Origin of the sequence: Pseudomonas sp. TH43 (assembly GCF_016650635.1) — a bacterium.
Taxonomy (GTDB): Bacteria; Pseudomonadota; Gammaproteobacteria; order Pseudomonadales; family Pseudomonadaceae; genus Aquipseudomonas.
On the sequence record NZ_JAEKFI010000003.1, the window covers coordinates 661,009 to 679,894 of the forward strand.

An 18,886-nucleotide genomic window follows, 5' to 3' on the forward strand; every position below is an offset into this window, starting at 1 on the left:
CTTGTTCGTAGCCCCGACGACGCCTATCGTGGGAACCGGATGCGCCAAGTTTTCGTCGTCCGGCCCTGCTGCGTCCAACGAATAAAAACCCGCCTTAGGCATAAGAAAAATTTGTCACCCGAGCCTTGCCCATGAACCTGAAGTTTCTCGAGACCTTTGTCTGGGTCGCCCGACTGAAAAGTTTTCGCCTGACCGCTGACAAGCTGTTCACCACCCAGGCGTCGATTTCCAGCCGCATCGCGGTGCTCGAAGGCGAGTTGGGGGTGAAGCTGTTTTTACGCGATTCGCGCGGTGTCAGCCTGACGCCCGAAGGCCTGAAAGTGCTGGAATATGCCGAGCAGATGCTCGATACGATGCAGGCGCTGAAGCAATCGATCGAGACTCGTTCGAGCAAAGTCGGCCGTGTGCGCATCGGCGTGATGGACACGGTGATCCACACTTGGCTCAGCCCATTGGTGGCGCAGATGACCGATCTGTATCCGCGAGTGGAGATTGAGCTGGTGGCGGATACGTCGCTGAACCTCTGCGATCAACTGCAAAAAGGCTTTCTTGATCTGATTCTGCAAACGGATCTGGTGCGCCATGAAAGCGTGCGCAGCCTGGAACTGGCCAGCCATCCGCTGGGCTGGATTGTCGCGAGCAACTCAATCTACAACCGCAACTACGCCGACCTCGCTGAACTGGCGCAGGAACGGATCATCACCTACTCGAAAAACTCTCGACCGCATCAGGATCTTCTGGCGTTGATGCAGGCAAACGGCGTGATGGCGCCGCGTTTGAATTGCGTGAACTCGGTGTCGGCGATCACCCGGTTGTTGCGTGATGGATTTGGTATTGGCGTACTGCCGCCGGTGCTGGTGGCCGAGGAACTGGCGCGAGGGGAATTGACGTTGTTGGCCATTGATCAGCGGCCACCGGACTTGCAGGTGGTGGTGTCGTGGCGGATGGGGGTTGAGTGGGTCGAGGAGATCGTGACGTTGTGTCAGCAGGTGTTGGCGGGGTATGCGCAGAAGGTGGGTGATGGGTATGTGGTTTTGAACCCCTGAACAGCAAAAGCTCGCAGCCTGCGGTAGCTTCTACACTGACCTTTGTAGGAGCTGCCGCAGGCTGCGATCTTTTGACCCTGAGCTGTTACAACCCGCGCACGTCGCGGTCTTCGATCGGCCGGCTCTGGCGCAAGCGTCGGCCGCCCAGTACGACCCAGTCGATCAAGCGGAACAGGCACTCGATACCGAACGACAGCAGCAACGCCCCGCTCATGCCCCAGATCATCGCTTCCGGCGTCAGAAGGATCTGATAGCTGTAGCCGTTCCAGGTTTCCTTGCGAATATCCGGGTCAGCGGCCAGCACCACCTGCAAAAAGCGGATGTACCAAGGCCCCTGCATGGCCTGAAACTGTTTATCCAGCGCAAGCTGACGGTTGAGCAGCGTGCTCAGGCTATCGGCATCACTGCGAAACACCGGGTCATCACTGGCGCGGTAATGGGCGACCAGTGCCTGGATGTCGCCCTTGAAAAACTGCTCGGCGGTGCCCTGGAAGCCGCGCAAACCGGTTTGCGCCTCGATCAGGTGCGCCTCGACCCGTTTCGCGTAATCGTTGATGAACCCCGGCACCTGGACACCGATCAACAGGCCCGCCGCAAACAACACCAGCCGTAGATAACTGAGCAACATGGGGTGCAATCCTTATTCGGTCTTGCCCTGGCTGACGCATTCACCGCGTCGCCACAGGCTCCATTGGCCCGGTTCGTAGCGGGTCCAGGTTTCGTTTTCGGTCAGCGGTTCGGTGGCGATCACCGTGACCACGTCATTGGGCGTGGTTTCGGCCTGAAAATCGACGATCACGTCGACATCCTTCAAGCGCGCCGGGCCGAACGGTGCGCGCCGGGTGATCTGCGCCAGTTTGGTCGAGCAATAGCAGAACAGCCAGTCGCCATCGCTGAGCAGGCAGTTGAACACGCCTTTGCTGCGGTATTCGGCGCACGCGGCGACCAGATCCGGCAGCAGCTCTTCTATATCGACCGGTTCCGGAAATGCTGCACGGACGCGGTTAAGCAAATCACAGAACGCCGCCTCGCTGTCGGTATCGCCGACCGGGCGGTAGAAACTTTTGATCGGGGTGAAATCGGCGAGCTGGCCGTTGTGCGCAAAGCACCAGTTGCGCCCCCACAGTTCACGGACGAACGGGTGGGTATTGGACAGACAGACCTTGCCGACGTTGGCCTGACGGATGTGGCCGATGACGACTTCGCTCTTGATCGGATAGCGCTGCACCAGATTGGCCACTTCCGATTCGCAACTGGCCGCCGGATCCTGGAACAGGCGCAAACCGCGACCTTCATAGAAGGCGATCCCCCAGCCGTCGCGGTGCGGGCCGGTGCGCCCGCCGCGCTGCATCAGGCCGGTGAAGCTGAACACGATATCGGTCGGCACGTTGGCACTCATGCCCAGTAATTCACACATGTGCGGACTCTCGGGATTACAGACGCGGCTCGACCCGCATGCGCTGCGGATTGTTCGGTACCGGTGGGCGACCGTAGCGGTCATCACCGGCGGCACCGAACGGTTGATCGTCGTCGCGCTCATCGGCACGGGCCGCAGCTTTGGCGGCTTCGGCCTGTTCGCGGCGCGCCCGCGAAGCGCGTTCGATCGGGAAACGGATCAGCACAAAGATCAGATAGATGCCAAAAGCGATCATGCCGTACATGAACAGGTCGGAAATCGCCCGCCAGGCGTTGTTGCCGACCTTGAAGGCCAGATCCAGCGCGGTGATGGCGATGGCCGGTGCAACCTTTTCCTTCACCGGATCAATAATGGTCGGGCTGAACAGCAACACCGCCATCAACACGCGCAGCGGTTCGCGCAGCCAACGCCACATCCAGGTGGTCAGGCGCATCCATACCAACAGGCAGCCCACAGCGGCAAAGGCGTAGAGGCCCCAGGCGATCAGATAGTCGTTCTCGGTCATGGTGTCCATGGCAAGGCAGGCAAAGAGGCGCTTATAGTAACGACTTTTCGCCCGTGCGGCTTGTCCCAATAGACACACGACCTGTGGGAGCAAGCCTGCTCGCGAATACGGACTGTCAGTTGAAACATGATTGTCTGACCCAGCGCTTTCGCGAGCAGGCGAAGGCCTGCAGGGTTTGCGGTGATATCCAGATTTGCGAAAACCCCTATTCCGTACATTGTTCGAGAGCCTTCCATGCCCCAATCCGCCAACGTCATCAGCGCACCGATTGCCCACAAGGCGGACGGTGCCGACCCGTATGCCTGGCTGCAGGAACGCGACACCGACGCGGTGCTCGATTACCTCAAGGCCGAAAACGCTTATCAAGAGGCGCAAACCGCCGATCAGGCCGAACTGCGCGAGAGCCTGTTCGAAGAAATCAAAGGGCGGATTCTCGAAACCGACCTCTCCCTGCCCTCGCCGTGGGGCCCGTACTTGTATTACACGCGCACCACGGCAGGTGACGAATACGCTCGCCATTACCGCTGCCCGCGTCCCGAAGACGACAGCCTGACCCTCGACGAAAGCCGCGAACAATTGCTGCTCGACCCGAACGCACTGGCCAATGGCGGCTTTTTCTCGCTGGGCGCGTTCAGCATCAGCCCCGATCACCAGCGCCTGGCCTACAGCGTCGACGCTTCGGGCGACGAGATTTACACGCTGTTCGTCAAGGAACTGTCCAACGACAAGGTCAGCGAACTGGAATTCGAGGACTGCGATGGCAGCATGACCTGGGCCAATGACAGCCTGACGCTGTTCTTCGGCGTGCTCGACGACACTCACCGCCCGCACAAACTGTTCCGTTATCGCCTTGATGGCACTGCTGCCGAAGAAGTCTTCCATGAAACGGACGGGCGTTTCTTCCTGCACTGTTACCGTTCCAGCTCCGAGCAGCAATTGTTGCTGTCGCTGGGCAGCAAGACCACCAGCGAAGTCTGGGCGCTCGACGCCAATCAGCCGCACTTGCCGTTCACCTGCCTTGCGCCACGGGTCGAAGATCACGAATACGATGTCGATCACGGCCTGCTTGATGGCGTATGGACCTGGTTCATCCGCACCAACCGTGATGGCATCAACTACGCGTTGTATCAGGCACCGGATACCGGCGTCGCACCGACTGAAGCCGAGTGGCACAACCTGATCCCGCACAGCGATACGGTGATGCTCGACGGCGTCAGCCTCAACACCGAAGCCATGACCCTGAGTCTGCGCGAAGGCGGTTTGCCGATCATCGAAGTTCACCCACACGGGTTGGCGCCGTATCGCGTGCAATTGCCAGACGCGGCCTACAGCCTCTATGTGCAAAACAGCCTGGAATTCGAAAGCGACCGCATTCGCCTGCGTTACGAGGCGTTGAATCGTCCGGCGCAAGTGCGCCAATTGATGTTGGCGACGGGCGAGCAAACCGTGCTGAAAGAAACCCCGGTGCTCGGCCCGTTCGACGCCGACGCCTACGTCAGCCAGCGCCTGTGGGCGGCCGCGCCGGACGGTACGCTGGTGCCGATCAGTTTGGTCATGAAACGCGAAATGGTCGGCAAAACAGTGCCACTGTATCTGTACGGATACGGTGCTTACGGTTCGAGCCTCGATCCGTGGTTCTCCCATGCGCGGCTGAGCCTGCTGGATCGCGGCATGGCGTTCGCCATCGCCCACGTGCGTGGCGGCGGAGAGCTGGGGGAAGCGTGGTATCGCGCCGGCAAGCAGGAGCACAAGCACAACACCTTCAGCGACTTCATCGCTTGCGCCGAGTTTTTGATCCTCAACGGCATCACGACGGCGGAGAAACTGGCGATCAGCGGTGGCAGCGCCGGTGGCTTGTTGATTGGCGCGGTGCTCAACCAGCGGCCGGATCTGTTTGGCGTTGCGATTGCCGAAGTGCCGTTCGTCGACGTGCTCAACACCATGCTCGACCCGGAATTGCCCCTGACCGTCACCGAATACGACGAGTGGGGCAATCCTGAAGAGCCGGAGGTTTATGAGCGAATCAAGGCCTACGCGCCGTACGAAAACGTCACAGCCCAACATTATCCGGCAACACTGGTAATCGCCGGCTACAACGACAGCCGCGTGCAGTACTGGGAAGCGGCTAAGTGGGTAGCGAAGTTGCGCGCGACCAAGACCGACGACAATCTGCTGCTGCTCAAGACCGAATTGGGTGCAGGCCACGGCGGGATGAGCGGGCGTTATCAGGGATTACGTGACGTAGCACTCGAATACGCATTTGTTTTCAAGGTTTTGGGCATTGCCTGAGGAACTCCACCGGTCACTTGGGTCTTAACTCCAGACCCATTGTGGCGAGGGGATTTATCCCCGTTGGGCTGCGAAGCGGCCCCAAAACCTGCAAACTCAGTATTCCTGAAGCACCGAGTTGGCAGTATTTGCGACTGCTGCGCAGCCGAGCAGGGATAAATCCCCTCGCCACAAAAGCCCGTTCCTACGGGATCCGTGTATAGCCTTGAAATGTGAAAACAAAAAGACCGTGACGACATGTCAGAACCGACCTTCCTGAACAACGAAATCCGCGACTGGCTGATGGACTGTGGCCTGTTCGATCAATTGCAACTGGCCGACTTTGCGGCCGCTTCCGGCTACTTCAGCATCAGCACCGTGGCTGAAGGTGAGGCGATTTTCCGCGAGGGCGATGCCGGCAGCTTCATGTGCATCCTCCACACTGGCCAGGTAGCCGTGCAGAAAACCGGGCCCGACGGCCAGGTTATTACCATGGCTACCCTGCGCAGCGGTCGGGCCTTCGGCGAAATGGCCGTGCTCGATGGCGAACGCCGCTCGGCCACCTGCATCGCCGCCAGCAACTGTCAGCTATTGAATCTGGGCAAGGATTCGTTGGACAAAATGCTCAACGACGCGCCGAAGATCGCCGCGAAAATCATCCGCGCCCTCGCCGTCTCCCTGTCGAAACGCCTGCGCATGGCCGACGGCCAACTGGCGGCGCAACAGGTTTAACCGCCAGGTGATTTGGCCTTGGTGCCGCTCGGTTCAATGCCTGGCACCGGCTGATCCTTGCTCGGTGGGCTGGGCATTTCAATCGGCACCAGCGGCGGACTGCCACTGCCGGCACCCGACTTGGGAATGTTGATCGGCGTGATCTGCGGATACGGCGTCGGCGTCGCGGTACCGGGCGAGCCGGGTTGCGGCGCCGGGCTGACCGGAATGGTCTGCTGCGCCTGCACTGCAGTAATCGAGAGCGCGGCCAGGGCAATGACCGTTAGAATGGTGCGCTTCATCAAGGGCTCCGTTTGGCCTTAGTCTGCGCTCAGGCTACTCCCAACGCGCCTGCTTGCCTTCCCCCTTGTAGAGATTTCCATGAAACGTTTCGTTCTGCTCGACACCACGCCAATCCCTGAAAACGGCGGTGCGCTGTGCCTGTTCGAATATGGCGAAGATTTCGTCATCAAGATCCAGGGCGGCGACGGCGGACAATTGATGAACACGCGCATGCACGGTTCCGAAGATGCGCTGGCCGAGATCCCGTGCCGCAAAGTCGCTGGCCGACCGAGTTCGCGGGTGCTGATCGGCGGGCTGGGCATGGGTTTTACCCTCGCCTCGGCACTCAAGCATCTGGGCAAGACCGCCGAAGTCGTGGTCGCTGAACTGGTGCCGGGTGTGGTCGAGTGGAACCGTGGCCCGCTCGGCGAAAAGTCCGGCCGTCCGCTGCTCGACCCGCGCACGGTGATCCGTCAGGACGACGTCGCCAACGTTCTGCAAAGCGAGCCGAACGGTTTCGACGCAATCATGCTCGACGTCGACAACGGCCCCGAAGGCCTGACCCAGAAGGCCAACAGCTGGTTGTATTCCGCCGCCGGTCTGAATGCCTGCGCCAAGGCCTTGCGCCCCAAAGGCGTGCTAGCCGTGTGGTCGGCCAGCGCCGACCGGCAGTTTTCCGACAAATTGAAGAAGGCCGGTTTCAAGGCTGAAGAAGTCCAGGTCTTCGCCCACGGCAACAAGGGCACACGCCATACGATCTGGATTGCCGAGAAGCTCAAGGGCTGAGCTAAACTCTGCACATAACCGTCATCAGTCTTTTACAAAGGTGAACCCATGAGTTCGTCCACCCCAACCAATACGTCGAAGCTCGATCGCATCCTCGCCGATAACCAGCGCGACAAGGAAATGGGCTACCGCGACAAAGCCCTGAAGATGTACCCGCACGTCTGCGGCCGCTGCACCCGTGAATTTTCCGGCAAGCGCCTGAGCGAACTGACCGTGCACCACCGCGATCACAACCACGACAACAACCCGCAGGATGGCTCGAACTGGGAGCTGTTGTGCCTGTATTGCCACGACAACGAACACTCGCGTTATACCGACCAGCAGTATTTCAGCGAAGGCTCGTTGAGCACGCCGAAAATTGCCAAGGCCACGCACAATCCCTTTGCCGCATTGGCCGGGTTGATGAAGAAAGAAGATTGATGATCTTCAGCGCCTGAACTGGTCTCATCGCTGGCAAGCCAGCTCCCACAGTGATTTGGGTTACTCACAAATTTTGTGTACATCCGAGATACCTGTGGGAGCTGGCTTGCCAGCGATGAGGCCAGACCAGACACCGCAAGTCCTGAATCTGCCCGCCCTCCTCCAATCCCCGTATAATCGTGCTCTTTTTCCCGAAGGCACCCCGCTCGTGGCAGACAAACGGTACAGCTGCATTGGTTTGTATAACCCCAAATCACCCGAGAACGTCGGTTCGGTGATGCGCGCCGCAGGCTGCTACGGCGTGGCGTCAGTGTTCTACACCGGCAAGCGTTATGAACGCGCCGCCGACTTCGTCACCGACACCAAGCGCGTGCACTACGACATCCCGCTGATCGGCATCGACGACCTGAAAAAAATCCTCCCGCTCAATTGTGTGCCGGTCGCTGTGGAACTGGTCGAGGGCGCGCGCCCGCTACCGGAATACACTCACCCGGATCGTGCGCTGTACATCTTCGGCCCGGAAGACGGCTCGCTGGATAAAGAAATCCGCGACTGGTGCGAAGACGTCGTGTACATCCCGACAACCGGTTGCATGAACCTCGCTGCCACCGTCAACGTCGTGCTCTACGACCGCATGGCCAAAGGCCTGAACACCCGCTCCGGGCCGAAATTCCGCTGAAGCGTCGCACATCCGATGGAACAAGCTGACCGCCTGCGCAGTCAGCTTGTGTATCCATTACTCATTGCCTGGAGAAAGATCATGACCGAGCTCAAACGTGTCGAACGTATCGAATCCACCCCGTTCCAGAGCCGTTCCGAGCAGAACGTCGAAGGTTGGGAGCGCATCGGATCCCTGGCCGGCGGCGTGATCATGGTCGGCAAGGGCCTGCGCCGTGGCGGTGTGTTCGGCTTGATTCAAGTGGCGATTGGCGGAGTCGCCATGGCGCGCGGGATCACCGGGCACAGTTCGGTGAAGAGCCTGCTGGAGAAAAGCCGTCAAGACATGAACAACGTGCGCAGCAAGATCGAACGAGCGGGCGAAGAGTTGAGCAAGCTGAAAGCCAATGCAGAGGCCGCGACCAAAACCGCTACGGTGACCGGCAATGATTCGGTGAAATCGCCGAAAGCCGGGGTTTGATCCTGAATCTGCGGTGGAGCTGATGGCCCTATCGCTGGCAAGCCAGCTCCCACAGGTTTTGTAGTGATCACATATTTGTGTCCAACCTAAAACACTGTGGGAGCTGGCTTGCCAGCGATGGCGGTATTACTGAATCAACTGGGTATCAAGGACTTTGGAGGACTCGCCGAGAACACTCTCGGTGAGCTGCACAAACTCTTTGGTACTCACCGTGCCCAAATGCATTGCCCCCCGCAGTACGTCATCCAGTGAACGCTTGTTGCGGGTTTTCAGACGAATCTCGCGGTCCAGTTCCTGCAACATAATCACCGCTTTTGAAACCTGCGCCGGGCTGATCTGTCCGCCGCGCAAGGTGGTGACCTTCTGGCTGTCTTTGGCCAGTTTCGCCTGCAAACTCTGATAGCGCTCATCGCTCATGCCGCCCGCGCGGCGCAGCAGTTCGATGGCGTAATACTCGGCAAAGCCTTCGCTGATCCAGTCGCTGCGCTGTTCATCGTTGATCCGCCCAAACACTTTCGCCAACTCGCGCACCAGCGCGCTGCTGCCGCTTTCGCTGACCAACGGCAACCGCGTGTTCAGGTAGATCGATTCATGCGCGCCAAGACTGCCGCGCCACATCGGGTCATTGGCGCCGACGATCAACAGCTTGTTCGGATGCCTTGGATAAAGTGCTTGCACCTGTGGCCAGACGAAAGTGAGCAAGGTCAGCACGTCCATGCGGTGCATGCCCTGCCCTTGAGGCGAGGCCACGGTCACTTCGGTTTCACCCAGGCGCGTGCGGCGACTGCCAAGGTGGCCGGCGAGCATCCATCCCGTCGGGCGGTCGAAGAGCCGTGACGGGTTGTCGATGCGGAATTTGTTTTTACCGATGCGCGGCCAAGCGGTTTCGACGCTCTTCCAGCCGTCAGGCAATTCAAATTGCAAACGCGAGACCAGCTCAGTGCCGTCCTGTTGATCAAGTTTTGCGGGGGGCACCAATTCGTCGCCGCGCATCAACGCCCAATTCGGGGTCATGCGCGTGTCGAAGCTGCCGTTCTTGCGGCCGTGGCTGATGCGTACGCGGTAGGTCAGGCTGGCTTTTTCACTGGAGGGGCGCCAGACACCGCGCGCCTGTTTGCCCGGGTTCAGCAACCACTGGCCGTCGGCTTTGAAGTCGCTGTAATGGCTGCCATCGCCGAGGTCGAAATCGAGGCTGCGCACCGCTTCGCCTTTGGCCAATGTGAGGCGCACTTCCGCCTGATCGCTCTGCGGTAACAGGCGCACGAGGTAATCGAGGTCGACTTTCTTTGCCGCCCACACCGGCGTACTGAAGACCAGCAGGCCGAACAGCAGCGCTCGCAGCAAACCCACAGCCATACACACTCCTTGTGGCAGTCAGAATTATTTTGTCAGTGCCGGGCACTCAGCGGCACGGTGCGGCGATCCGATGAGCGCCCTCGCCACGGATTAACCCGCGCGGAAAATCAGGTGATCTTCCCAGTCATCTTCCGGCACGCTGCCTTCGGCGAGCATGCGCCCCGATTGGGAAATCCGTTCATGGTGCACCGCATCGCGGTCACCGCAGACCAAGTGGTGCCACAACGGTAGATCCTTGCCTTCGCTGACCAATCGATAACCGCAGGTCGGCGGCAGCCATTTGAACTCTTCGGCCTGCCCCGGCGTGAGCTGAATGCAGTCCGGGACAAACTTGATGCGATTCGGGTAATCGCTGCACTGGCAGGTTTTCAGGTCGAGGAGTTTGCAGGCGATTCGCGTGTAATAGACGCTGTTGTCTTCTTCATCTTCAAGTTTTTGCAGGCAGCACAGACCGCAACCGTCGCACAGCGACTCCCATTCCTGGTGATCCAGTTGATCGAGGGTTTTGCGTATCCAGAACGGTTCGACTTCGGCGGCCATGGCTCAAGCATCAACATCAGGTGGTGAAAAGGCCGCCAGTCTAGTGCCCAAGGCCTTGCGGGCCAAGCGCTGGCGACTACCGGTTGTGCAGCACTTGTCAGTTTTTGTGGCGACGCGTAGCTTTGCCTGTCAGAAAGGAGCCTCGCCTGAATGCCATTAACGCTCGACCGCGTTGCATTTCGGTGAACCGCCACGGCTCGGAAAACCCCATCGTTCAGCCCTACTGATCCCGCCGGGTTTTCATTTCCACTCTCTTACTCAAACGTAGCAAGGATCTCTTGATGAGTGCCAACCCTCGCGTTGCCGATTACGCCATTCACCCACAATTCACCGATCGCTGGTCGCCCCGTGCCTTCACTGGCGAAGCGATCCCGCAAGAAACCCTGCTGAGCTTTTTCGAAGCGGCGCGCTGGGCGCCTTCGGCCTACAACTCGCAGCCGTGGCGCTTTCTCTATGCGCGTCGCGATACGCCGAACTGGCAGCGTTATCTGGGCCTGCTCAACGAGTTCAACCGCAGCTGGGCGCAACACGCTTCGGCGCTGGTGATCGTGATCTCGAAAACCACTTTCACTGCACCGGGCGCCACTGAAGAAACCCCAGCGCTGTGGCACACATTTGATACCGGTTCGGCGTGGGGCCATCTGGCGTTGCAAGCGAGCCTCAGCGGTTGGCACACCCACGGCATGGCCGGTTTCGACCAGGAGCTGACCCGCAAGGAGCTGAATATTCCTGAGGGGTACGCGCTGCACGCCGCCGTTGCGGTGGGCAAGCTGGGTGACAAGGCAACGCTGGCGGACTACCTGCAAGCACGCGAAGAACCGAGCCCGCGTCGTCCGCTGAGCGAACTGGCGGCTGAAGGCGACTTCACCCTCTAAGCCAGCACAAAAACAAATGTGGGAGCGAGCCTGCTCGCGAAAGCGGTGTGTCAGACAGCAATGATGCTGGCTGACACTCCCTCTTCGCGAGCAGGCTCGCTCCCATATTTTATCCAACGAACACTCAGTACCCGCGGTTGAAATCCACTTCACCGCGCAACGCTTCATTCGCCTGATACGCCCTCAGGTTGTCGACAAACAACTGCACCATCAACGCTGGTGAAGTTGGCGCCGAGCTGTGCCCGGTCAGCAACAGGCCCCACGCCGTCCAGAACGGATGACGCTGCGGCAACGGCTCCTGACGACAAACGTCAATCACCGCGCCCGCCAGATGACCTTCCTTCAAAGCTTCCACCAGATCCGCATCGACCACCGCAACGCCGCGTCCGGCATTGATGAACAAACCGGTCGACTTGAATTGCTTGAACAGCGCCGCGTCGTAGATATCGTGGGTGTGCTCGGTGTTCGGCAGCAGATTGACCACGTAATCGACTTCGCCGACCAGACGCGGCAGATCCGCCATCGAACCTACTTCGACAAACGGCGCCTGCGCGCGCGCGCTGCTGGCGATACCATAAAGCTCGACACCGAACGGCAGCAGGAACTGCGCCACACTCTGGCCGATATCGCCGGTACCGACGATCAGCACCTTGCGCCCGACCAGGCTCTGGCCGAGGCGATTGTCCCACTTGCGCTCGACCTGGCTGACCAGTCGCGCCAACACTTCACGTTCGTGACCGAGCATGTAAGTCAGCACATATTCAGCCATCACCTGGCCGAAAATTCCTACCGCGCGGGTCAAGCGGTAATCGCGGCGCAAACCGTCAGCGAGCAACGGCGTGATGCCCGCCCAGGTCGATTGCAGCCATTGGGGCTGATGCCCTTGGCGCAACAAGGTCGCCAGCAGATCCGGCTGCCCCAGCCACACCGGGCAATCGGCAGCCTGACGGGCCAGTTCGGCGGAGTCGCCACTGGTCAATACTTCGAGTTCCGGCGCGGCCTGCCGCAGCAATCGGGCATATATCGCGTGGTCGTGTTCGGCAATCAGAACGCGCATCTTCAAACCTTTCGCAAACCGTGCAGACAGCCGCCGGATTTCGGGCGGCCATCGCGGTAAAAACAGTTCAAGGGTTAACCAAGGCCCAGGACAGGGCCTCGCAGATCAGACCGGGTCGTTGCGTCGCAGCAACTCTTCGGGCAGATGTTCAATGTACTCGTCCTCGGCCGGTGGCATTTGCAGGTGATAGCCCTGCTTGTCGAGGTTTTCCAGGACAACGACGATGTCTTCGCTGGCCAGTTTGCGCTCGGGGGTCAACACCAGGCTGAAGGTAAAGATGGCTTTGCCGAAAGCCGCCATCAACGCCTCAGGCACGCGTTCCAACTCATCGCTCTTGAGCACGTAGAGATACATGCCTTTGCGCTTCGAGCTTTGGTAAATAGAGCAAATACGTTTCAAGGCTGTTCTCCGGCGGTGGCCAGGCTGTCGAGCAGCATCTGACCCATGAGTTCGCGGCGCCAGCCACGCAGCGACTCAGGCAATTGGTATGGGCCCTCGGGGAAGCCGCTTTTGACCAGTGCTTCGAGGGTTTTCTTGCGCAGCATCAGTTCTGGCGCCATGTCCAGGCGTTCCGCCTCGACCTGACCGAGTGCACGCAGTTGTTTGATCAACGCAGCAGCTTCGACCGGCAAAGGCTCCGGCACGGCGGGCGGCCATTGATCAGGCCCCACACTGCCAGAGCGTTTGATCAGATCAAGCAGAAATTGACCGTCCTGACGCACGGTACGCGGATGCATGTCTTCGATTTTGCCCAGCGCCGCAAGGTTGTCCGGTTGCGTGCGAGCCAACGGCCACAGCGAATGCTCACGAACGATGCGGTTGCGCGGCAGGTCACGGGCGCGGGCTTCGGTTTCACGCCAGGCGCACAGCTCGCGCAGTACAGCCAGTTGCGCGCGGGAGAGTTTCCACGCCAGTTTGGCTTCGCGGTAAACCTCGTACGGATCGGTTTCGCGGCGCAGATTGGCAACCAGCTCAGCGCCGTCTTCCAGCACCCAGTTGAATTTGTCGTCAGACAGTTTCGGCCGCAGTTGTACGAAAACCTCCGCCAGATGCACGGCATCTTCGGCGGCGTAGCTGATTTGCGTGTCGGACAACGGACGTTGCAACCAGTCGGAACGGGTCTCGCCCTTCGGCAACTCAATGCCCAGTACTGCTTGCACCAGGCGTGAATACCCCATCGAGAAGCCGAGGTTCAGATAGGCGGCGGCCAGTTGCGTATCGAACAACGGCGCCGGCAGGCTGCCGGTCAAGCGCAGCAGGACTTCGAGGTCTTCGCTGCACGCGTGCAGGACCTTGAGCACCGCCGGGTTTTCCAGTAACGCGGCCAGCGGTTGCCAGGCATTGATGGTCAGCGGATCGATCAGGTAGGCGCGTTTGCCGTCGCCAACCTGTAACAGACCGGCAATCGGGTAGAAGGTGTCGACCCGCATGAATTCGGTGTCGAGGGCAACGAACGGCAGTTGCTGCCACTCGGCGCAAAACTGCGCGAGGCTTTCGTTGTCGCGAATCCAGTGAATATCGATGGCCACACGGCTCTCCCTTGAAGAATGGCGCGCAGTATATATCGCCACCGGCGATTTACGCGCCTGCAGAGGGCAAGAGCTGTAACGAAATGTCCTGCCCAAGAGAAAGAATAGTCTGACAGAGGAAACAGACACCCCTTCCCCCTGCGGCAGCTCCTACAGGGGGGAGTGGCTCAGTCTTTGGCCAGGACGCCGTCGATCACCGCGCCTCGGCACCCGGCGAACATGTCCAGGTCGGGCTGATAGACCGAGCTCTTCACTTCCAGCAGGCCGAGCATCGAGTGGAACAGGTTGTCCTGGCTCAACGGTTTGTCGCGGCTCATCTGCAGGCAGTGGGTGTCAACCGAATAGGCCTTTTGATAGCTGTCGCTAAACCACGCCAGCATCGCTACATGCTTTTGTTGCTCCGGCGCCAGCATGTAGGGCGTGCCATGCAGGAACAGATTGTATTCGCCCAGCGACTCCCCGTGATCCGACAGGTACAACATGGCGGTATCGACTTTGTCCTGATTGCTGCGCAATACATCGATCAGACTCGACAGCACATGGTCGGTATACACCAGCGTGTTGTCGTAACCATTGACGATACTTTCACGGCTGCAATTGTTCAGTGCATTGCTTTCACAGACAGGCGTGAAGTGCTCGTACTCTTTGGGGTAACGCTTGAAGTATTCCGGGCCGTGGCTGCCCATCTGGTGCAGTACCAACACGGTGTCTTTGTCCAGATGATCGATAAAACCTTGCAGGCCTTGCAGAAGGATTTCATCGCGGCATTCGCTGTTGGCGCACAACACCGGATCTTTCAAGTTGCTGACATCCTGCAACGTCACCCGATCACACGTGCCTTTGCAACCCGACTGATTATCGCGCCAGATCACGTCGATACCGGCGCGCTTGAGCACATCCAGCAGGCCTTCTTCGTTCTTTGCCTTGCTGGCGTCGTAATCCTTGCGGCCCATGTTGGAGAACATGCAGGGCACCGAAACCGCGGTTTCCGTGCCGCAGGAATGCACGTCGGTAAAAGCAATCAGCCCAGCTTCCTGGTCCAGTTGTGGGGTTGTGTCACGGTTGTAACCGAGAATCCCGAAGTTCTCGGCTCGGGCACTTTCGCCCACCACCAGCACCGTCAGTGATTTGCGCGGTTGAAGTTTCAGATCGGGATTGCGCTGAGCGTCCTCGCCGATCTTGATGAACGGTTGCCGGGCCGAGACCACTTGTTCACGCAGGTAACCGGCCGACGCGCCGATGTAGTTGCTGGGCACCAGCATCAAGCGAATTTCGTGGTGATTACGAAACAGCGAGGACAACCCCTGATAGTTGGCCAATGCCACGCCGCCAATGACCGCTACCGAGGCCACACTGACAATAACTTTGCTGATCAACTCACGGTGCCAGCGCCGATAATTGACCGGCACTTCCCACAACAACCATGACGGTAAAACACCCAGTAAAAAAATATAAGCAAACAACTTAAACGACAGCAGATCACGCACTTCCGTTGCATTGGTTTCGGCAAAGTTACGAAACATGCCGGCGTCTATCATGACGCCATATTGACTCATGAAATAAGCCACGCCGGCGCTGAACAGAAATATCAGCGTCAGCAGCGGTTTGAGCAGCGGACGGAAAGCCAGAAAGGTCAGTACGATGTTGAACGCCGCCAGGATCATGGCCCCGAACGCCACTCGCATGGCGATGCCCTTGGCATCCGATGCAGTGATATCGAACAGGTGCTGCCAGAGCACAAAGTTGCAGGCGATCAAAAGAAAGGCGCTGGCGATCAACGTCACCCATTCCGGGCGCACGGCTCTTAACTTCAACATAAAGGTGGGCTATTCCTGAAAAGACCAACCTTGGTTAATTGTGAAAATTCCATTAACCAGGGCGTGACAAACTTTAAGCAGGCAACCATCAATTTTTTGTGAAAAAGACGCCAACGAATAGTTGGGCTGCACGCAAAGTCTGAAACTGGCGGAGTATTTGAGAATGGTTCAGCTGTTATTCAGTGTTTTGCTTCTGCGCTGCTCCTTGTAGGAGCCGAGCTTGCTCGCGAAGAGGCCGTGTCAGGCAAAGATGCTTTGCCTGACACGGCCTCTTCGCGAGCAAGCTCGGCTCCTACAAGGGATTTGGGGGCAATTGGATTTTTAGATCTCCCGCTGGGTTTTCTGATTTGCCGGACCGGCCCGCTCCGTGCCTAATCGTCAGCCTCTGATTCAAAGGTCTGAAGATGGAAAATGTCCGCGCCACCACCCGCCCCGCTGTCTGGTTGATGCTCGCCATCATGCTGGTAGCCCTCAACCTGCGGCCGTCGATGGCGGCTGTCGGGCCATTGCTGTCGGCCATTCGAGGCGAGATTTCGCTGAGCTTCAGCCTCGCCTCGCTACTGACCATGCTGCCGGTGATGGCGATGGGGCTGGCGATGTTTTTCGGTATCGGCATCAGTCAGCGACTCGGCGAACGGCGCACGGTGTTGTTGTCGCTGCTGATCATTGGCCTGGCGACGCTGTCGCGGCTGTTTGTCGACTCTGCCGCCGAACTGATTATCAGCGCCGTGCTGGCGGGGATTGGCATTGCGCTGATTCAGGCGTTGATGCCGGCGCTGATCAAATCGCGCTTCGCCGACAACGTGTCGATGTGCATGGGCTTATATGTCACGTCGATCATGGGCGGCGCGGCGATTGCGGCCTCGTTCGCTCCGCAGGTGATGGTGCAGACCGCTAGCTGGCGCCTGGGCCTGGCCATTTGGGCCGTGTTGGCGCTTATGGCGTTGCTGTTCTGGTGGACACAACGCGCAAGCCTGCCGCACGCAATGACGACGGTAGTGAAGAAAGAATCCTTCTTCGCCAATTCCCGCGCCTGGTTACTCGCGCTCTTCTTCGGCCTGGGGACGGCGTCCTACACCTGCGTTCTCGCCTGGCTGGCGCCGTACTACGTGGAAAAAGGCTGGAGCGAACAAAACGCCGGTCTGTTGTTGGGTTTTCTGACGGCCATGGAGGTGATCTCCGGCCTGGTGGTTCCGGCGATCGCCAATCGCAGCCGTGATCGTCGCGTGGTGCTGATGGCGTTGCTCGGGCTGATCATCGCCGGTTTCTGTGGGCTGATCCTCAGTCCACAACACTTCAGCCTGCTGTGGCCGTGTCTGTTGGGTCTGGGCATTGGCGGCTTATTCCCGATGAGTCTGATCGTCTCGCTCGATCACCTCGACAACCCGCAACGCGCCGGTGGCCTGACGGCGTTCGTGCAAGGCATCGGCTATCTGATTGCCGGTCTCTCGCCGCTGCTGGCCGGGATGATCCGCGATCAACTGGGCAGCTTCGAGTGGGCGTGGTGGTCGCTGACCGCGGTGATGGTGGTTATGTTGCTGATGGTACTGCGCTTCGATCCCCGGCATTACACGCGACACTTTGCCTGATCGGCTAAAGGCTTCTGGCCATCTTTCAGCGCTTTGATCAGCGACGTCGTGTTGCTAAAACTTTCTGTCCCACAATTGTCCGTGAAACGTCCTACAAGGCTTTGTCCTGGCACCATCGTTCCGCTAGGATCACTCGCACACGTTTGCGCGGATTCAGCGCAAGGAGCACAGCGGGACGGAATGGATGCTGAACAGTAATTTGCTTCGAAAGCTCGACATGCAGGATCTCATGGTGTTTATCGCCGTGTATGAGCAGAGCAGTGTCACCGATGTGTCGGAAACGTTGTGCGTCAGTCAGTCCACCGTCAGTTATTGCCTGAAAAAACTGCGCACCAGTTTCGAAGACGAACTGTTCATCAACACCCGCACCGGCATGCGCCCGACCTACAAGGCCAGCAGCATGTACGGGCATGTGCAGAAGATTCTCGAGAGTATCAACCTGTGCCACGCCGGCGCCCCGGCCTTCGACCCGACCCGGCAAGCGGTCACGTTCAATATCTGCGCCCCGGAATACTTCGAGCAATTGATCTTGCCGCGCCTGTTGAAGCGCTTCGACTTCGACGATTTGCCGGTGATGGTCAACATGCACAAGTTTGAAACCGACGTGCCCGCGGACGAACTGCGCGACGGCAGTCTCGACCTGGTGATCAGTTTCGGCCCCAACTTCCACCGCCATCACACCGATCTGAAGTCTCGGATGCTGCTGGAAGATGATCTTGTCTGCGTCTTCGACAAACGCGCCACGCCACTGGAACCACGCCTGAGCCTGCAAGCCTTTACCGAGCGCCGACATGTGTTCCCGACGCCATGGACGTCGACCACCAACATGGTCGACGGCTGGTTGGCGCGGCAGGCCCAGAAACGCCAGATCGTGGCGCGCTCGAACAGTTACAGCGCTGCGCTGAAAATGATCACCGGCACCGACTTCATCCTCACCCTGCCCCGGCGTATCCAGCGTTTGCTGACCAACGAGGCGGTGTTCAATCACTGCGAAGCACCCAACGGATTGCCAGGGTTCACCCTCGACATGCAGTGGAGCCAGGGCGTTGATCAGGACAGCGCCAACGTTTGGCTGCGCGAGCAAGTGATCAAGGTATGCAGTGAGCTGGAGGCGGCCTGAGTCCTACACGCCGATGGCGGTTTTGCTGTAGGACTCGCGATCAATGTCGACCAACTCGACGCACAACTGCACCTCAACGCCAACGGGCCATTCGCAAAGATCCTGCAATACCGCCAGCAGACTTTGCGAAAGCTGTTTCTTGATCTCCGGCGAGCGGCCGCTGAGCAGCGCCAGCTTCACGTGCACGAAAGCACGCTCGCCCATGGCGGTGCCGACCTTGAAGGTTGCAACCTTGACCGCACGGCTCTTGATATCGAACTCCGCCGCGAACTGACCGGAACCCACCAGCGTGTTGTTGAGCCGGATCAACGCCACATCGGCGTTCAACTGCGGCAGGTTGGCGGTGTATTCCATGTGCAGGTGTGGCATCGGGAGGCTCCAGTCAGTCAGCGTAAAGACCGTACTTATAGCCAGCACATGTAGGCGCTGT

At 59.1% G+C, this 18,886-nt stretch carries 21 protein-coding genes; 10 read left to right on the plus strand and 11 right to left on the minus strand.

Going from position 1 to position 18,886, the window contains the following annotated elements:
* Positions 1–131 precede the first annotated feature (131 nt).
* Positions 132–1,046, plus strand: a complete 915-nt coding sequence (locus JFT81_RS12520; RefSeq protein WP_201227553.1) for a LysR family transcriptional regulator — start codon at positions 132–134, stop codon at positions 1,044–1,046.
* A gap of 85 nt (positions 1,047–1,131) precedes the next feature.
* Here the strand turns inward: JFT81_RS12520 and JFT81_RS12525 are convergent, their stop codons facing one another.
* From JFT81_RS12525 to JFT81_RS12535, 3 genes are read right to left on the minus strand one after another with little or no spacing between them, the layout of a single operon-like run.
* Positions 1,132–1,674: a DUF2937 family protein gene (locus JFT81_RS12525; protein ID WP_201227554.1), complete on the minus strand. Its 543-nt coding sequence runs from the start codon at positions 1,672–1,674 to the stop codon at positions 1,132–1,134.
* 12 nt (positions 1,675–1,686) lie between these two features.
* Positions 1,687–2,463 carry a class II glutamine amidotransferase gene (locus JFT81_RS12530; RefSeq protein ID WP_007911322.1) on the minus strand — a complete coding sequence of 259 codons (777 nt, stop codon included), beginning with the start codon at positions 2,461–2,463 and terminating at the stop codon, positions 1,687–1,689.
* A 16-nt stretch (positions 2,464–2,479) separates the two neighbouring features.
* On the minus strand, positions 2,480–2,977 hold the full coding sequence (locus tag JFT81_RS12535) for an MFS transporter (RefSeq protein WP_201227555.1): 498 nt from the start codon (positions 2,975–2,977) through the stop codon (positions 2,480–2,482).
* 225 nt (positions 2,978–3,202) lie between these two features.
* Between JFT81_RS12535 and JFT81_RS12540 the strand changes: the two genes are divergently transcribed.
* Both JFT81_RS12540 and JFT81_RS12545 read left to right on the plus strand, forming a co-directional pair.
* On the plus strand, positions 3,203–5,257 hold the full coding sequence (locus JFT81_RS12540) for a S9 family peptidase (RefSeq protein WP_201227556.1): 2,055 nt from the start codon (positions 3,203–3,205) through the stop codon (positions 5,255–5,257).
* Positions 5,258–5,494: 237 nt separating this feature from the next.
* A complete protein-coding gene (locus tag JFT81_RS12545; RefSeq protein WP_201227557.1) occupies positions 5,495–5,968 on the plus strand; it encodes a cyclic nucleotide-binding domain-containing protein in 474 nt (157 codons plus the stop codon).
* Here JFT81_RS12545 and JFT81_RS12550 read toward each other — a convergent pair.
* Entirely contained in the window at positions 5,965–6,249 is a 285-nt protein-coding gene (locus JFT81_RS12550) for a hypothetical protein (RefSeq protein WP_201227558.1), read from the minus strand. The two genes, JFT81_RS12545 and JFT81_RS12550, sit on opposite strands and share 4 nt — an antisense overlap.
* Positions 6,250–6,328: 79 nt before the next feature.
* Here JFT81_RS12550 and JFT81_RS12555 point away from each other — a divergent pair, with 79 nt between their 5' ends.
* The 4 genes from JFT81_RS12555 (at position 6,329) to JFT81_RS12570 (ending at position 8,573) form a co-directional block, all read left to right on the plus strand.
* The gene (locus JFT81_RS12555) at positions 6,329–7,015 is read left to right on the plus strand and encodes a hypothetical protein (RefSeq protein ID WP_201227559.1); all 687 of its coding nucleotides are present in this window, start codon (positions 6,329–6,331) and stop codon (positions 7,013–7,015) included.
* Positions 7,016–7,063: 48 nt separating this feature from the next.
* Entirely contained in the window at positions 7,064–7,435 is a 372-nt protein-coding gene (locus JFT81_RS12560) for a YajD family HNH nuclease (RefSeq protein WP_007911336.1), read from the plus strand.
* Between the two features lie 208 nt (positions 7,436–7,643).
* Complete coding sequence (locus JFT81_RS12565; protein ID WP_007911337.1) at positions 7,644–8,114, plus strand: RNA methyltransferase; 471 nt, start codon at positions 7,644–7,646, stop codon at positions 8,112–8,114.
* An 81-nt stretch (positions 8,115–8,195) separates the two neighbouring features.
* Positions 8,196–8,573 carry a DUF2892 domain-containing protein gene (locus JFT81_RS12570; RefSeq protein ID WP_201227560.1) on the plus strand — a complete coding sequence of 126 codons (378 nt, stop codon included), beginning with the start codon at positions 8,196–8,198 and terminating at the stop codon, positions 8,571–8,573.
* 126 nt (positions 8,574–8,699) lie between these two features.
* On the opposite strand, the gene JFT81_RS12575 is transcribed toward JFT81_RS12570, so the two are convergent.
* Both JFT81_RS12575 and JFT81_RS12580 read right to left on the minus strand, forming a co-directional pair.
* Positions 8,700–9,929 (minus strand): hypothetical protein, encoded by a 1,230-nt coding sequence (locus tag JFT81_RS12575; RefSeq protein ID WP_201227561.1) that lies wholly within the window; start codon positions 9,927–9,929, stop codon positions 8,700–8,702.
* 90 nt (positions 9,930–10,019) lie between these two features.
* Entirely contained in the window at positions 10,020–10,469 is a 450-nt protein-coding gene (locus JFT81_RS12580; RefSeq protein ID WP_141127945.1) for a YcgN family cysteine cluster protein, read from the minus strand.
* A gap of 281 nt (positions 10,470–10,750) precedes the next feature.
* On the opposite strand from JFT81_RS12580, the gene JFT81_RS12585 reads away from it, so the two are divergent.
* Positions 10,751–11,344, plus strand: coding sequence for a nitroreductase family protein (locus JFT81_RS12585; protein ID WP_201227562.1), 594 nt, complete (start codon positions 10,751–10,753; stop codon positions 11,342–11,344).
* Between the two features lie 124 nt (positions 11,345–11,468).
* Here JFT81_RS12585 and JFT81_RS12590 read toward each other — a convergent pair whose 3' ends face one another.
* The 4 genes from JFT81_RS12590 to JFT81_RS12605 form a co-directional block, all read right to left on the minus strand.
* The gene (locus tag JFT81_RS12590) at positions 11,469–12,401 is read right to left on the minus strand and encodes a D-2-hydroxyacid dehydrogenase (RefSeq protein ID WP_201227563.1); all 933 of its coding nucleotides are present in this window, start codon (positions 12,399–12,401) and stop codon (positions 11,469–11,471) included.
* A 105-nt stretch (positions 12,402–12,506) separates the two neighbouring features.
* Positions 12,507–12,800 (minus strand): YcgL domain-containing protein, encoded by a 294-nt coding sequence (locus JFT81_RS12595; protein ID WP_008087107.1) that lies wholly within the window; start codon positions 12,798–12,800, stop codon positions 12,507–12,509.
* The gene (rnd, locus tag JFT81_RS12600; protein ID WP_201227564.1) at positions 12,797–13,930 is read right to left on the minus strand and encodes a ribonuclease D; all 1,134 of its coding nucleotides are present in this window, start codon (positions 13,928–13,930) and stop codon (positions 12,797–12,799) included. Before rnd ends, JFT81_RS12595 begins: the two co-directional genes overlap by 4 nt.
* 167 nt (positions 13,931–14,097) lie before the next feature.
* On the minus strand, positions 14,098–15,747 hold the full coding sequence (locus JFT81_RS12605) for a phosphoethanolamine--lipid A transferase (protein WP_201227565.1): 1,650 nt from the start codon (positions 15,745–15,747) through the stop codon (positions 14,098–14,100).
* 404 nt (positions 15,748–16,151) lie between these two features.
* On the opposite strand from JFT81_RS12605, the gene JFT81_RS12610 reads away from it, so the two are divergent.
* The gene (locus JFT81_RS12610) at positions 16,152–17,336 is read left to right on the plus strand and encodes a cyanate transporter (RefSeq protein ID WP_201227566.1); all 1,185 of its coding nucleotides are present in this window, start codon (positions 16,152–16,154) and stop codon (positions 17,334–17,336) included.
* A 184-nt stretch (positions 17,337–17,520) separates the two neighbouring features.
* Complete coding sequence (locus tag JFT81_RS12615) at positions 17,521–18,456, plus strand: LysR family transcriptional regulator (RefSeq protein ID WP_201227567.1); 936 nt, start codon at positions 17,521–17,523, stop codon at positions 18,454–18,456.
* A gap of 3 nt (positions 18,457–18,459) precedes the next feature.
* Here the strand turns inward: JFT81_RS12615 and JFT81_RS12620 are convergent, their stop codons facing one another.
* On the minus strand, positions 18,460–18,825 hold the full coding sequence (locus JFT81_RS12620; protein ID WP_201227568.1) for a 5-carboxymethyl-2-hydroxymuconate Delta-isomerase: 366 nt from the start codon (positions 18,823–18,825) through the stop codon (positions 18,460–18,462).
* Positions 18,826–18,886: the final 61 nt, after the last annotated feature.

Bases quoted from the DNA above. Each gene is read 5' to 3' on its own strand.
- JFT81_RS12520 (WP_201227553.1), top strand. From the start codon at position 132: ATGAACCTGAAGTTTCTCGAGACCTTTGTCTGGGTCGCCCGACTGAAA.
- JFT81_RS12525 (WP_201227554.1), bottom strand. From the start codon at position 1,674: ATGTTGCTCAGTTATCTACGGCTGGTGTTGTTTGCGGCGGGCCTGTTG.
- JFT81_RS12530 (WP_007911322.1), bottom strand. From the start codon at position 2,463: ATGTGTGAATTACTGGGCATGAGTGCCAACGTGCCGACCGATATCGTG.
- JFT81_RS12535 (WP_201227555.1), bottom strand. From the start codon at position 2,977: ATGGACACCATGACCGAGAACGACTATCTGATCGCCTGGGGCCTCTAC.
- JFT81_RS12540 (WP_201227556.1), top strand. From the start codon at position 3,203: ATGCCCCAATCCGCCAACGTCATCAGCGCACCGATTGCCCACAAGGCG.
- JFT81_RS12545 (WP_201227557.1), top strand. From the start codon at position 5,495: ATGTCAGAACCGACCTTCCTGAACAACGAAATCCGCGACTGGCTGATG.
- JFT81_RS12550 (WP_201227558.1), bottom strand. From the start codon at position 6,249: ATGAAGCGCACCATTCTAACGGTCATTGCCCTGGCCGCGCTCTCGATT.
- JFT81_RS12555 (WP_201227559.1), top strand. From the start codon at position 6,329: ATGAAACGTTTCGTTCTGCTCGACACCACGCCAATCCCTGAAAACGGC.
- JFT81_RS12560 (WP_007911336.1), top strand. From the start codon at position 7,064: ATGAGTTCGTCCACCCCAACCAATACGTCGAAGCTCGATCGCATCCTC.
- JFT81_RS12570 (WP_201227560.1), top strand. From the start codon at position 8,196: ATGACCGAGCTCAAACGTGTCGAACGTATCGAATCCACCCCGTTCCAG.
- JFT81_RS12575 (WP_201227561.1), bottom strand. From the start codon at position 9,929: ATGGCTGTGGGTTTGCTGCGAGCGCTGCTGTTCGGCCTGCTGGTCTTC.
- JFT81_RS12580 (WP_141127945.1), bottom strand. From the start codon at position 10,469: ATGGCCGCCGAAGTCGAACCGTTCTGGATACGCAAAACCCTCGATCAA.
- JFT81_RS12585 (WP_201227562.1), top strand. From the start codon at position 10,751: ATGAGTGCCAACCCTCGCGTTGCCGATTACGCCATTCACCCACAATTC.
- JFT81_RS12590 (WP_201227563.1), bottom strand. From the start codon at position 12,401: ATGCGCGTTCTGATTGCCGAACACGACCACGCGATATATGCCCGATTG.
- JFT81_RS12605 (WP_201227565.1), bottom strand. From the start codon at position 15,747: ATGTTGAAGTTAAGAGCCGTGCGCCCGGAATGGGTGACGTTGATCGCC.
- JFT81_RS12610 (WP_201227566.1), top strand. From the start codon at position 16,152: ATGGAAAATGTCCGCGCCACCACCCGCCCCGCTGTCTGGTTGATGCTC.
- JFT81_RS12615 (WP_201227567.1), top strand. From the start codon at position 17,521: ATGCTGAACAGTAATTTGCTTCGAAAGCTCGACATGCAGGATCTCATG.
- JFT81_RS12620 (WP_201227568.1), bottom strand. From the start codon at position 18,825: ATGCCACACCTGCACATGGAATACACCGCCAACCTGCCGCAGTTGAAC.